The organism is Halomonas sp. MMSF_3323, assembly GCF_030733595.1.
In the GTDB taxonomy this organism is placed as follows: Bacteria; Pseudomonadota; Gammaproteobacteria; order Pseudomonadales; family Halomonadaceae; genus Halomonas; species Halomonas litopenaei.
In genome coordinates, this window is sequence record NZ_JASHIT010000015.1 from 48,592 (window position 1) to 61,025 (window position 12,434).

At 64.1% G+C, this 12,434-nt stretch carries 11 protein-coding genes and 1 pseudogene; 7 read left to right on the forward strand and 5 right to left on the reverse strand.

Features of this window, described 5'->3' with window-relative positions; translation table 11 throughout:
- Nucleotides 1-89: 89 nt before the first annotated feature.
- On the reverse strand, nucleotides 90-1,181 hold the full coding sequence (locus RBB39_RS09580; protein WP_045994963.1) for a bifunctional nicotinamide-nucleotide adenylyltransferase/Nudix hydroxylase: 1,092 nt from the start codon (nucleotides 1,179-1,181) through the stop codon (nucleotides 90-92).
- 245 nt (nucleotides 1,182-1,426) lie between these two features.
- Here RBB39_RS09580 and RBB39_RS09585 point away from each other — a divergent pair.
- Both RBB39_RS09585 and yccX read left to right on the forward strand, forming a co-directional pair.
- A pseudogene (locus tag RBB39_RS09585) lies at nucleotides 1,427-2,323 on the forward strand (YihY/virulence factor BrkB family protein); the annotation flags it as partial.
- 231 nt (nucleotides 2,324-2,554) lie between these two features.
- Nucleotides 2,555-2,836: an acylphosphatase gene (gene yccX, locus RBB39_RS09590; protein WP_197037157.1), complete on the forward strand. Its 282-nt coding sequence runs from the start codon at nucleotides 2,555-2,557 to the stop codon at nucleotides 2,834-2,836.
- 144 nt (nucleotides 2,837-2,980) lie between these two features.
- On the opposite strand, the gene RBB39_RS09595 is transcribed toward yccX, so the two are convergent.
- From RBB39_RS09595 to RBB39_RS09605, 3 genes are all read right to left on the reverse strand, one after another.
- Complete coding sequence (locus RBB39_RS09595; RefSeq protein WP_045994964.1) at nucleotides 2,981-3,922, reverse strand: nucleoside hydrolase; 942 nt, start codon at nucleotides 3,920-3,922, stop codon at nucleotides 2,981-2,983.
- 28 nt (nucleotides 3,923-3,950) lie between these two features.
- The gene (locus RBB39_RS09600; RefSeq protein ID WP_045994965.1) at nucleotides 3,951-4,862 is read right to left on the reverse strand and encodes a ribokinase; all 912 of its coding nucleotides are present in this window, start codon (nucleotides 4,860-4,862) and stop codon (nucleotides 3,951-3,953) included.
- 399 nt (nucleotides 4,863-5,261) lie between these two features.
- Entirely contained in the window at nucleotides 5,262-6,206 is a 945-nt protein-coding gene (locus RBB39_RS09605) for a D-2-hydroxyacid dehydrogenase (protein WP_045994966.1), read from the reverse strand.
- A 239-nt stretch (nucleotides 6,207-6,445) separates the two neighbouring features.
- Between RBB39_RS09605 and RBB39_RS09610 the strand changes: the two genes are divergently transcribed.
- Both RBB39_RS09610 and aspS read left to right on the forward strand, forming a co-directional pair.
- Nucleotides 6,446-6,718 carry an FmdB family zinc ribbon protein gene (locus RBB39_RS09610; protein ID WP_045994967.1) on the forward strand — a complete coding sequence of 91 codons (273 nt, stop codon included), beginning with the start codon at nucleotides 6,446-6,448 and terminating at the stop codon, nucleotides 6,716-6,718.
- A 45-nt stretch (nucleotides 6,719-6,763) separates the two neighbouring features.
- Entirely contained in the window at nucleotides 6,764-8,542 is a 1,779-nt protein-coding gene (gene aspS / locus RBB39_RS09615) for an aspartate--tRNA ligase (protein WP_045994968.1), read from the forward strand.
- 66 nt (nucleotides 8,543-8,608) lie between these two features.
- Here aspS and ubiM read toward each other — a convergent pair whose 3' ends face one another.
- Nucleotides 8,609-9,871, reverse strand: coding sequence for a 5-demethoxyubiquinol-8 5-hydroxylase UbiM (ubiM, locus tag RBB39_RS09620; RefSeq protein WP_071211158.1), 1,263 nt, complete (start codon nucleotides 9,869-9,871; stop codon nucleotides 8,609-8,611).
- A gap of 228 nt (nucleotides 9,872-10,099) precedes the next feature.
- Here ubiM and RBB39_RS09625 point away from each other — a divergent pair, with 228 nt between their 5' ends.
- The 3 genes from RBB39_RS09625 to ruvA all read left to right on the forward strand — a co-directional run bounded on the left by RBB39_RS09625 (nucleotide 10,100) and on the right by ruvA (nucleotide 12,432).
- Nucleotides 10,100-10,852 (forward strand): YebC/PmpR family DNA-binding transcriptional regulator, encoded by a 753-nt coding sequence (locus tag RBB39_RS09625; RefSeq protein ID WP_045994969.1) that lies wholly within the window; start codon nucleotides 10,100-10,102, stop codon nucleotides 10,850-10,852.
- Nucleotides 10,853-10,870: 18 nt separating this feature from the next.
- Entirely contained in the window at nucleotides 10,871-11,422 is a 552-nt protein-coding gene (gene ruvC / locus RBB39_RS09630) for a crossover junction endodeoxyribonuclease RuvC (protein WP_108133601.1), read from the forward strand.
- 398 nt (nucleotides 11,423-11,820) lie between these two features.
- Nucleotides 11,821-12,432, forward strand: a complete 612-nt coding sequence (gene ruvA / locus RBB39_RS09635; RefSeq protein ID WP_045992044.1) for a Holliday junction branch migration protein RuvA — start codon at nucleotides 11,821-11,823, stop codon at nucleotides 12,430-12,432.
- Nucleotides 12,433-12,434: the final 2 nt, after the last annotated feature.

Sequence of the window (12,434 nt, forward strand, 5' to 3'; positions counted from 1 at the left end):
AGCCGGGTCGGCACCGGCAGGAAACTTGGCGGACAGGGGGCTTCCCTTGTCCGCCATGTTGTTACCGCCGTTGGATCTTGCCGCGTGCCTCAGGAGCGTCGATCGGCAGGCAGCCCGAGAAAGTTCTGGATGATGAAGAAGTGATCCTCGAACAGGCTTTCCGGCTCGAGTTCCGCCAGGGGTACCCAGCGCGCATGGTCGCCACCCTTGACGGGTTTCAGCCTCGGCAGGTTCTGATCCGGTCGCAGGGCAAAGTAGAAGGCTTCGGCCAGGGTTCGCCCACGCCAGCTTCGGTGCGGCTCGTCGAATAGCCGTTGACCGCGTAGTGATCCCTTGAGCACCGGCTCCGGCACCTTCAGCCGAATGCGCTCGCGCAGCTCGCGCAGACAGGCGTCCATCAGTCGTTCCTGGGCGCTGATAAAGCCCCCGGGCAGGGCATAGAGTCCCTTGCCGGGCGCCGAGGTGCGCCGCACCAGCAGCACATGGCCCGACTGCACCACAACCGCACAGACGGTGACGAAGATCGGCGGGTAGGGCGCCTGGGCCCAGGCCGAGCGGTACTGATCGAGCAGTTGCTGTTCTTCCCCGAGCTGGCGGTAGGGCTTGCCGCTCATGAAGCGGCGGATATGTTCCACCACGCCCGGTGGAAGATCGTGGCTTGCGTTGGTGGAGAGATACTCTACCGCCGAGCCCTCGGAGCGAAATAGCCGTTCTCGAATCTGGCTGGCGGAGATCGCTTCGACCAGCGGTACGCTCACCGACTCCCACTGGGGGAAGAGTGACAGGTAGTAGCTCGACTGACCGCGGCTGGCGCCGATCAGCCCGATACGTGGTAACCGTGCGCTCTCGGGGTGGGCCAGATCGCGCACCTTGCGCTGGACGTCGTGCACCCAGACATCATCGTTGTAGAGCGCATCCAGCAGCGGCACGATTTCGAGGCGAGCGTTGTCGTCTTCGTCGAAGGCGCTGCGCAGCATCTGGCGGCGTTCGTCGAAACGCCAGGGGTTGCGCAGTGAGCGCGCCTGCCACGCGGAGCCTACCAGCACGATGACCTGTCTGGCCTGCTTGAGGGCCGCCCGAATCACCGCCAGATGGCCGAGGTGCGGGGGCTGAAAGCGTCCGATGAACACCAGGCAGTCGAACTCGGTCTGCGGCGGAGAGGTGGCCAGATCGGTGGGCATGGAGGGCTCCTGGAAAACGTCGCCGCCATTATGGTGGCGACGACTGGAAGGCGCAAACAGACCGGTGCAAACAGACAGGCTCCCGAGCTGGATAAATGAGGCTAGATGAAGGAGGCTCGATCACCCCGTCACGACGATCCGGTCGTGATGAACTGGCAGCATCAGGGCGTCGCGTTGGCGCATGTTCCTGCGTATACCGTCGGTGTTAGGTATGCTGAGGGCAACGATAATGACGAGGGAACGCCATGATCATTCAGTTTTTCGCCTTCTGGTGGGGAGTGCTGCGTCGCTCGGTGGCGTTGTGGCTGGAGCGCAACGCCTTCAGCTACGCCGGCTCGCTGGCGTTCTATACCCTGTTTTCGCTGGCGCCGACGGTAATCATCGCGGTGACGGTGATCGGTGTGGTGCTGGGCGAGGAGGCGGCACAGGGGCAAATCTTCGCCCAGTTGCAGGGCACCATGGGCCCCGAAGCGGCCACCGCCATCGAGCATGCCGTCGCCCAGTCGCGGATCCAGGAGTCCGGGCTGTTGCCGACGCTGCTGGGTTTTGCCGCCCTGGCGGTTGGTGCCACTACGGTGTTCGGCCAGATGCAGTTTTCGCTGAACACCATCTGGGGCGTCGCGGCACGCCCCAGCAGCAACAGCCTGTGGATCTTCGTCAAGAATCGCATGCTGTCACTGACGATCGTGCTGGCGATCGGCTTTATCCTGCTGGTGTCAGTGGGGCTCGGGGTGTTCGTCAGGGCGGCGCTGAAAGCCGCCGATGATGTGCTGCCCTACGTCAGCCTGCTGACACGAGGGGTGGAGCTGCTGGTGTCGATCGGCGTGATCGCCGCGCTCTTTGCCACCATCTTCAAGGTGTTGCCCGACGTGGTGCTGCGCTGGCGCGACGTCATCGTCGGTGCGGTTGTCACGGCCTTGCTGTTCTCGATAGGGCGTACCGGTATCGCGCTCTATCTGGCCTACAACGCGACTGCCTCGACCTACGGTGCGGCGGGGTCGGTGGTGGTGGTGTTGCTGTGGGTCTACTACTCCTCGCTGATCCTGCTGTTTGGTGCTGCCTTTACCAAGGTCCATCTACTCGCCCGGCACAAGCCCATCATCCCGCGCAACAGCGCCGTGCTGGTCAAGCAGGAACTGCTCGATCAGCAGAGCGTGCGTGCCCAGTTGAGCGCCGAAGAAGAACGGGAATTCGAGCAGGAGGCTCGCGAGCGTCAGCATGAGGCGGAGCTGGAGGCAGGGGGAGCGGAGACTGCTGGCACGGTGGAGAGCCGTCAGGCCAACGAAGATGACGAGGTCAGCGTCGATGATACGGTTCAAGGGGCCGATGTCGCCAGAGAGGAACCAATGGACGAGCAGCAGGAGGCAGCCACGATGTCCGATGACACCCTATGCCTGGAGGCCCTGGTGGAAGGGCGAGTACAGGGCGTGAGCTATCGCTTTGCCACCAGGCAGCAAGCCGAGGCAGAGGGGCTTGCGGGGTATGCGCGCAACCTGCCGGACGGCAGTGTCGAGGTGTTGCTGTGTGGACCTCGTGACGCGGTGGAACGGGTCGCCGACTGGCTTGAATATGGGCCCGAGCAGGCCGAAGTGACCCAGGTCACCACCCGTGAGGTAACGCTGGATAAGCCGCCGAGGGATTTCACGACGGGCTAGAGCCCGGTGTAGAGCGCCCGTGGTCGTCGCCGCTGGCGCCATGACCTCAAGGATCCAGCGATAGAAGAGCCCCGGGCGGGCACGACACTGTCCCTCGACATTATCCGTCGTGCCCGCCCGGGGCTTTTTGCTGGCTTGAGTCGTTCAGGCCAGGGTGTCCGCGATCCAGTCGCTGACGGCCTTGCCGTCTACCCCCATGCAGACGTTGACCACGGGTGTCTGTGACCAGCGGTCGGCGATAAAGCCTCTGCCTTCGGGCGCGAGGATGGTCTGCCCCTCGGCCGGCCCTTCGGTAACCACACCCAGGTGGCCGCGGGTGGTCTCGAACAGGTCCGGGCGCAGTAGCCAGGCCAGGGCCACACTGTCATGGGGGCAGCAGCCGTCGATGCCGAGGGCTTCACGATAGAAGGCGCGATAGAAGTCGTAGCTGCCGGCCAGAATCTTGCCGAGCTCGCCCTGGCCTGCCTCGATGCGGGCCATGTGTTCCGGCGTCAGGATGCAGCGATGGGTCACGTCGAGCCCCACCAGGGTCAGCGGCCAGTCGGCGGTCAGTACGCGCTGCGCGGCGTGGGCATCGTTGAAGATGTTGGCTTCTGCCACCGGGGTGACGTTGCCGCCTTCGCGAATGGAGCCGCCCATGATGACCACCTGCTTGACCAGGCGGGTGATCTCGGGGTCCAGCTGCAGCGCTGCGGCAAGGTTGCCCAGCGGGCCGACCGCCACCAGGCTGACCTCGCCCGGACGCTGGCGCACGGTGTCGACGATAAACTGGGCGGCGCTGCGAGCATCGGCCTGTCCCTTGACCTCGGGCAGGGTGATATTGCCCAGGCCGTTGTCGCCATGGATATGCTTGGGTGCCGGATGACGAGGTTTGACCATGGGGCAGGCCGAGCCCTGGGCCACTGGCACTGGCTGGCCCGCGATCTCGCCGAGCAGCAGGGCATTGTGGGTCGCCGTCTCGATGTCGACGTTGCCGAAGGTGGTGGTCATGCCGAGCAGCTCAATGTCGGGATGGCGCAGGGCGATGGCGATGGCCTGGGCGTCGTCGACGCCCGGGTCGGTATCGAAGATGATCGGGGTGCTCACGGAAGCTCCTGTGATTGGCCTGAAGGTCTCAACGGATGGCGTGCTGGCCGCTCGCCAGCGCTGTGTCGACCTCGTCGCGGGTCGGAATGCTGGCAGCCGCGCCCTGGCGCTGAACGCCGAGGGCGGCGGCGGTGGAGGCCAGCGCCAGGCAATCCGCCACGGTCTTTTGTTCCTGCATCGCGGCCAGGTAGTAGCCGATGAAGGTGTCCCCGGCGGCGGTGGTGTCAACCGCCTCGACCCGACTCGCCGCCTGGAACTGGCGTTGTCCGCCGTGCTGATGCCAGGCGCCTTCGCCTCCGAGCGTCAGCACCAGTCGGGTGCTGGGCAGGCGCTCGGAAAGGGCGGTGAGCAAGGCGTCGGCATCGGTATCCTCTGCAACACCGGCCAGCCAGGTGGCCTCGCCCCGATTGACGAAAAGGAGATCGCACCGGTCGAGTGGCAGGTCTAGCACGGCGTCGCTCATCGGCGCCGGGTTGAAGGCGATGTTCAGTCCCTTTTCATGTCCGAGCCGGATGGCGTCGGCCAGGGCGCTGCATTCATTCTGCAGCAGCAGCCAGTCGCCGGCCTGAGTGCCCTCCATCAGCCTGGAAAGGTCGTCGGCCGCGTGGTGGTGGTTGGCTCCGGGGAACAGCAGGATGGCGTTCTCTGCGCCGTCGTCGACCTGGATGATGGCGTGGCCGGAGGGGGCGGCCACCTCGGCAATACCATTGACGTCGACCCCGGCATCGGCAAGCTGCTGGCGGGCCCAGCCATCCTGGGCATTCAGGCTTCCCCAGTGAGCCACCTGACCACCGGCCTTGGCCAGCGCGAGCGACTGGTTGGCTCCCTTGCCTCCAAGGCCGACTCGGTGCTCATGACTCGCCAGGGTTTCCCCCGGGCGAACGAGATGGGGAACGCGATAGACATGGTCGAGATTGATCGACCCGTAGTTGTACAGCATGGGGTGTCCGATGAGGGGGTGGGCTCAGCGCGAAGTATCGGAGTGATGCCGGGCCGACGCAAGGGTGGAACCGCCATCGACAACACGGCTGTTACCTTGTTTCCAACAATTATACCGTTATTTTGGTTTAGCAAGACCCGAACGTGCCAGTTACATCGATATGTTAGTCATGGGCGATGAGGACAGGCCGTTGGGAAGCGTCGCGTTCGCTAAACTCGCCCGAACATGCCGATCAGGGGCGCAATAACGTTGCATCAGCGTGGCGATAACGTTGCATAAGCGCGGCATCAGCGGGGCGAAAGCCTGGAGAGAGCTCACCAAGGGGCAGGCAAGGGGCAGGTTGGCAAGAATGGCCTGGTGTCAGGCGGGCACGGTCTGCTGTGCCCGCCATGGACGGCGTCAGTTCTCTTGCGCAGCGTTCCGCAGGTTATCGACGGTCAGCTTGACGATGTTCTGTCGCGCTTCAGGGGTGATCCAGGCGCTGTGCGGGGTGACCAGCAGGTTCAGGCGCGGCGACTCGTTGACTGCGTCGATCAGGGCGTGGCCATCACGAGGCGGCTCCGCGGGAAGGACATCGACGGCAAGGCCTCCCAATTGCCCTTCGCGCAGGGCGGCCAGAGCGGCTTCTTCATCGATCACACCACCCCTGGCGCAATTCACCAGCAGGGCGCCTTTCTTGATGGTCTTGAGGTTGTCGGCGTTGAGCAGATGACGACTGTGTTCGGTCAATGGGCAATGCAGGCTGACCACGTCGGCCTCGGGCAGCAGCTCGGCCAGTGCCGGGCGCCGGTCATTGGCCTCGTTGCCTGGACGCGCGCTGAAGCTCACCCGCATGCCGAATGCCTCGGCCAGGGCGGCCACCTTGGAGCCCAGTTCACCCTGTCCCACCAGCACCAGATGCTTGCCTTCGAGTTGCAGGGTCGGGTGGTCCATCAGACAGAAGAACGGGCTCTTTCCCCAACGGCCTTCGGCCACGTCGCGCTGGTACTGGGGCAGGCGAGTGGCCAGAGCGAGGATCAGCATCAGGGTATGCTGGGCGACACTGGCGGTTCCGTAGGCGTTGACGTTGTCGACGCGGATGCCACGCTCTTTCGCCACCTCCATGTCGATATTGTTGGTGCCGGTGGCCAGTACGCAGATATGCCGCAAGGAGGGCAGGGCGTTCAGGGTATCGGCATCCAGCACCACCTTGTTGACGATGGCGACGTCAGCGCCGGCCAGCCGTTCACGCGCCTCGGCGGGGGTGCTGGTGGGGTGAACCTCGAGGCTCTCGAGCTGCTCGCGCAGCGGTGCAAGGTCGATGTCGGAACCCAGGCTGTCGGCGTCCAGTAATACAGCTTTCATCGCTTCTCCTGTTGTGTTTGGTGGTTGTGGTGAGTCTGGTGGCGAAGATCGGTGCACAGGGCTGGGCCTTGAGGCGCTCAGCACGCTATAATGCGCCCCTTTGATTTGGGCTTGGAATTGCTGTTGGCCGGCCCTATATCGCATGTCGGGATCGGAAGCGGCGTGATCGAGGGTGTGTCAGGCAGATCAGACGCCGGCTTCCCGCCCCGCAGGAACAATGCGAACGGAGACCTAGAACCATGCCCATCTACGAATATCAGTGCAAGGCCTGTGGCCATCGGCTGGAGAAGCTACAGCGCATGAGCGCCGCTCCCTTGACCGACTGCCCGGCCTGCGAAGCTCCCGAACTGAACCGCCTGGTCTCGGCGGCTGGCTTCCGTCTTGCGGGTGGCGGCTGGTACGAGACCGACTTCAAGACCGGTGGCACCAAGAAGAATCTGGCGGGTGACAGTGGCGGAGGCGGTGCCTCCTCCGGTGGTGGCTCCGCTTCCGGTGACGGCGCCGCTGCCTGATCCAACGAATTGCCTTTACCTTCACGCAACATGACAGGAACCAACATGCGCAGCCATTATTGCGGCCAGCTCAACGAAACCCTGGTGGACCAGACGGTCAGCCTGTGCGGCTGGGTACACCGCCGCCGTGACCACGGTGGGGTGATCTTCCTCGACCTTCGCGATCGTGACGGTATCGCCCAGGTCGTGGTCGACCCCGATACCGCCGAGGCCTTCGCCAATGCCGACCGCGCCCGCAGCGAGTACGTGCTGCGCATCCAGGGCCGAGTGCGCATGCGTCCCGAGGGAACCCAGAACCCGAACATGCCGACCGGCCTGATCGAGGTGCTGGCCAAGGAAGTGGAGGTGCTCAACACCGCCGCCACGCCGCCGTTCCAGCTCGACGAGCACGGCAAGGTGGGTGAGGAAATTCGCCTCAAGCACCGCTACATCGACCTTCGTCGCCCGGAGATGATCGAGAAGCTGCGTCTGCGCTCTCGTATCTCCCATAGCGTGCGGGCCTTCCTCGAAGGCGAGGGCTTCCTCGATATCGAGACGCCGGTGCTGACCCGGGCGACCCCGGAAGGTGCACGTGACTATCTGGTGCCGAGCCGGACCCACGCCGGCAGCTTCTTTGCGCTGCCGCAGTCGCCTCAGCTGTTCAAGCAGCTGCTGATGGTGGCGGGCTTCGATCGCTACTACCAGATCGCCAAGTGCTTCCGTGACGAGGACCTGCGTGCCGATCGTCAGCCGGAATTTACCCAGATCGACCTCGAGGCCTCCTTCGTCGAAGAGGCCGACATCATGCGCATCACCGAGTCCATGGTGCAGGGCCTGTTCAAGGACGTGCTCGACGTGGATCTGGGCGAGTTCCCGCGCATGACCTGGCATGAGGCGATGCACCGTTTCGGCTCCGACAAGCCGGACCTGCGCATCCCGCTGGAGCTGACCGACGTCGATGACCTGATGAAGGAGGTGGACTTCAAGGTCTTCTCCGGTCCGGCCAACGCTGATGACGGCCGTGTCGCCGCGCTCAAGGTGAGCGGTGGCGCCAAGCTGTCGCGCAAGGAAATCGACGAGTACACCAAGTTCGTCGGTATCTACGGCGCGCGGGGCCTTGCCTGGATCAAGGTCAACGAGCGTGCCAAGGGCATCGAGGGCCTGCAGTCGCCGATCGTCAAGTTCATGGAAGGCGTGATCGAGACCCTGCTGGATCGTGTGGGTGCCGAAGACGGTGACATCATCTTCTTTGGTGCCGACAAGGCGCGCATCGTCAACGAGGCGCTGGGGGCTCTGCGGGTCAAGCTGGGTGAGGATCTCGATCTCTACACCCAGCCCTGGGCGCCGCTGTGGGTCGTCGACTTCCCGATGTTCGAGGCCGACGACAACGGTCGTCTGAGCCCGCTGCATCACCCCTTCACCTCGCCGGCGTGCAGCCCCGAGGAGCTCAAGGCCAACCCGGCCGAGGCCCTGTCGCGTGCCTATGACATGGTGCTCAACGGGACGGAGCTGGGTGGCGGCTCGATCCGTATCCACGATCAGGCCATGCAGAGCGTGGTATTCGAGATCCTGGGTATCGGCGAAGAAGAAGCCCGCGAGAAGTTCGGCTTCCTGCTGGACGCGCTGCACTACGGTGCGCCGCCCCACGGTGGTCTGGCCTTCGGTCTCGATCGCCTGGTCATGCTGATGACCGGCGCTCGTACCATCCGTGAGGTCATCGCCTTCCCCAAGACCCAGAGTGCAGCCTGTCTGATGACCGACGCCCCTGGCGAGGTCAGCAACGACCAGCTCAAGGATCTGAGTATCCGCCTGCGTCAGAAGGCCAAGCCCGAAGCCGGCGAATAACGCTAGGCTATCGCGCTGTACCGACAAACCCCCGCCCATCGGCGGGGGTTTTTCGTTGATGGGAAATCAGCCCAGCAGCCTGGACAGTGGTGACGGCAAGGAAGACGCCGCGCGACGGGCCAGCGACGGAAGGGTGGTGAGAGGCGATAGAGGCGTGAGCGGTGAGCCACCATGAGGCTCGGTCAGGTGCTGTCCGATCATTCTACGCGCCGGTGCCAGTCGGTCACCCAGGCGCAGCCCCAGGTGACGGACCATTCGTGCCGGCACTCCGTCATCGGTATAGAGGCCGACGATGGCCTGGGTGGCTTGATACAGCGGCCAGGTGGCCAGCCGATGCTCGCGCTCGTAGCGCTTCAGCAGTTGCGGGTCGGCGATGTCCTGTCCGAGTTGGTGGGCGCGGATCAGCCGGCGGGCCAGGCGGTGCTGACTCTGGGCGCCAAAGTTGAAGCCGTGTGCCGTCACCGGATGCATGCCCACCGCGGCGTCACCGACCAGGGCAAAGCGTTCGGCCACGAAGCGCTCTGCGTAGGCGCTTACCAGGGGATAGACGTGGGTCTCTCCCTCCAGGGTCATGGCGCCGAGCCTGCGTCCGTAGCGATGGGTCAACGCCTGCGACAGTGCCTCGGGCGGCAGCGCGGTAAGCTCCGACATCTGCTGGCTGGGCAGGGTCACCACCGCCGACGACAGGTGTTCGTGCAATGGCAACAACGCCAGGGTCTGGCCGTGGTCGAACCACTCCCAGGCAGACTGGTCATGGGCGCGTTGGTGGCGAACCCGACACACCAGCATGCTGCGGCCGTTATCGCGCATGCGCGCAGCGATGCCCATCTGACGGCGGGATTCGGAGAAGCGACTGTCCGCGGCCACCGCCAGACGTGCCGACAGTCGAGTACCGTCTTCCAGTGCCAGACGCGCCGCACCGGGGTCGCTGGTGATGCTTTCCAGCGCCGAGAAGTGCCAGTCGATGCCGTCCATACGTTCGGCTTCCTCGAAGGCGGCGCGGCGTATCAGATGGTTCGGCACCATGAAGCCCAGTGGTCGATCGTTGCCGGAGTCGAAGTCCATGGCAAAGGACGACTGTCCGTTGAACACCTTGGCATGCGTCAGCGGTGCCACCTCGTGCTGGGGGATCCGCTGCCACACACCAATGTCGGCAAGCAGGTCGCAGGATGCCTGGGTCATGGCGATCTCGCGCCCATCGGGCCTGGGTTCGGCCAGTCGAGGGCGATCGATTCGATCGATCAGTGCCACACTCAAGCCGGCACCGGCCAGTGCTCGCGCCAGGCATAGGCCCACTGGCCCTGCACCAATGATGGCCACATCCTTCATTCGTCACTCCTGAGCTGGATTCGCTGGTGAGCTGCACGCGCGGTAGAATGCGCGATAAATCAAGCGCCCGACGCTAGCACAACGGGTGATCAGGTGGCGGGCTATGTGGCGCGCCTTTGATCCAGCGCCGGGTTCAGGTGCTTTTGGCAGGCTCCTTCAGGGCCTTGTCTTCCAATATCGCCCGGCGACGTGCGAAGCGTCGGCTTCCAGCAACCAACGGGATGCACCATGGCAGGACATAGCAAGTGGTCGAACATCAAGCATCGCAAGGCCGCCCAGGATGCCAAGCGCGGCAAGATATTCTCCAAGCTGATCCGCGAGCTGGGCGTGGCCGCTCGTCAGGGCGGGCCCGAACCCGCTGACAATCCGCGTCTGCGGGCCGCCATCGACAAGGCCCTGTCCAACAATATGACCAAGGACACGATCCAGCGGGCGGTGGATCGCGGGGCAGGGCAGAATGATGGCGATGACATGGAGGAGATCACCTACGAGGGCTATGGTCCGGAAGGCGTCGCCATCCTGGTGCAGTGCATGAGCGACAACCGCAATCGAACTGTCTCAGATGTGCGACACGCGTTTTCCAAGCATGGCGGCAACCTGGGCACCAGCGGATCGGTCGCCTTCATGTTCCATCACCAGGGGCGACTGACTCTGGCACCGGGGACCTCCGAGGAGGCAGCCATGGCGGCCACCCTGGACGCGGAGCCCGAGGATATCCTGACCGACGAAGACGGCAGCCTGGAGGTGGTGACATCACCGGAGCGCTTTGGTGCCGTCAAGGATGCCCTGCTGGCCGCGGAGCTTGAGCCCGTCTACAGCGACGTCGGACTCTTCGCCGATACCACCACGCCCATCGAGGATGCCGATCTCGCGCGCCGTGTGCTCGCCCTGATCGATCACCTCGAAGACCTCGATGACGTGCAAAATGTTTTCACCAATGCGGACTTCAATGATGCCATTCTTGCCGAACTGGAGCGCTGACCTGCCGGGGAACCCGGCATGATCGTGCTGGGGATCGATCCTGGCTCGCGTATCACCGGCTACGGGGTACTCGACGCCAGCGAGCGGCAGCCGCGCTACATCGCCAGTGGCTGCATTCGGCTCAAGGATGAGTCCCTGGCCCAGCGCCTGGCGCAGGTCTATGCCGGGATCAGCGAGTTGATCGGGATCCACCGTCCCGCGGCCTTCGCCATCGAGCAGGTGTTCATGTCGAAAAATGCCGACTCTGCGCTGAAACTGGGCCAGGCGCGGGGCGCCGCCATCGTCTGCGCCGCCAATCACGGCCTTGACGTGCACGAGTATGGGCCGCGCCAGATCAAGCAGGCGGTCACCGGCAGCGGTGGTGCCGACAAGACCCAGGTGCAGCACATGATCACGGCGACGCTGGGTCTGTCCGGTACGCCCCAGGCGGACGCCGCCGATGCTCTGGGAATCGCCCTGACGCACTGCTACGCGTCACGTGGCTTGATCACCCAGGGCTCCTTCGGTGGGCGGCCCAGCGGCTCCAGAGGTGGCGGCAAGGGGACGTCCTGGCGCCAGTATCGTCCCTAGGCGCTGTCCGAAAAGTCGACGAGCGAAGGTTAGACAAGGCAAAAATCGGTGAGAAAGCGCAGTTTACGGGGTGTAAATGAGCATTTTGACCGGGCTGGCGCACCAGCCGATTTTTAACGCCGTATTACCGAGCGCAGGCACTTTTCAGACAAGCCCTAGGTTTTTTTACGCCGATGCGCCGGGTTGTTGTTGCTGCATCGGCTGACGTTCAGGCTGTCGCAAAGTGGCGACGGAAGCATTATCGAACAGCGTTTGTTTGTGCTGGCGGGGCCCAGGCTGCCACCGTATAGTGGGATGCAAGGTACGCTTGCAGGGTAGCCGCTCCCGCGATTCGTGACCGCCGTCTCAGGTACACTGGCGATCACTTTTACCGCCGAGATCAAGGAAGTATTCGCGCCATGATTGGACGCATCACGGGCACACTGCTCGAAACCCAACCACCCTGGCTGGTGGTCGACGTCAATGGCGTCGGCTACGAGATGGAAGCCTCCATGACCACCCTGGTCGCCCTGCCGGGCGCCGGGGAGCGAGTGTCGCTGTACACCCATCTGACCGTGCGCGACGATGCCCATCTGCTGTATGCCTTTGCCCGAGAGCAGGAGCGCGCGCTATTTCGCGCACTGATCAAGGTCAACGGTATCGGCCCCAAGCTGGCCCTGGCGATTCTCTCCGGCATGGACGAGGACGCCTTCATCCGCTGCGTGATGGAAGACGACGTCAAGGCGCTGACACGTCTGCCTGGCGTCGGCAAGAAGACAGCCGAACGTCTGGTGATCGAGATGCGCGATCGCTTTCCCCACTGGCAGCATCCCGACAGCCTACCGCTCGAAGGGAACGCTCAGCCGTCCACACCGGTATCCGGCAAGACGGCATTGGCTGACGCCGAGGCGGCGCTGGTCAGTCTGGGCTACAAGCCCACCGAGGCAAGCCGCATGTTGTCCGGTCTCGAGGATGAGGGCAGCACCGAAGCCATGATCAAGGCGGCGTTGGCGCGCCGCATGGCGGGTTGACC

Coding starts and splice junctions, on each gene's coding strand:
- RBB39_RS09580 (WP_045994963.1), bottom strand. CDS start 1,181: ATGCCCACCGATCTGGCCACCTCTCCGCCGCAGACCGAGTTCGACTGC.
- yccX (WP_197037157.1), top strand. CDS start 2,555: ATGTCCGATGACACCCTATGCCTGGAGGCCCTGGTGGAAGGGCGAGTA.
- RBB39_RS09600 (WP_045994965.1), bottom strand. CDS start 4,862: ATGCTGTACAACTACGGGTCGATCAATCTCGACCATGTCTATCGCGTT.
- RBB39_RS09605 (WP_045994966.1), bottom strand. CDS start 6,206: ATGAAAGCTGTATTACTGGACGCCGACAGCCTGGGTTCCGACATCGAC.
- RBB39_RS09610 (WP_045994967.1), top strand. CDS start 6,446: ATGCCCATCTACGAATATCAGTGCAAGGCCTGTGGCCATCGGCTGGAG.
- aspS (WP_045994968.1), top strand. CDS start 6,764: ATGCGCAGCCATTATTGCGGCCAGCTCAACGAAACCCTGGTGGACCAG.
- ubiM (WP_071211158.1), bottom strand. CDS start 9,871: ATGAAGGATGTGGCCATCATTGGTGCAGGGCCAGTGGGCCTATGCCTG.
- RBB39_RS09625 (WP_045994969.1), top strand. CDS start 10,100: ATGGCAGGACATAGCAAGTGGTCGAACATCAAGCATCGCAAGGCCGCC.
- ruvC (WP_108133601.1), top strand. CDS start 10,871: ATGATCGTGCTGGGGATCGATCCTGGCTCGCGTATCACCGGCTACGGG.
- ruvA (WP_045992044.1), top strand. CDS start 11,821: ATGATTGGACGCATCACGGGCACACTGCTCGAAACCCAACCACCCTGG.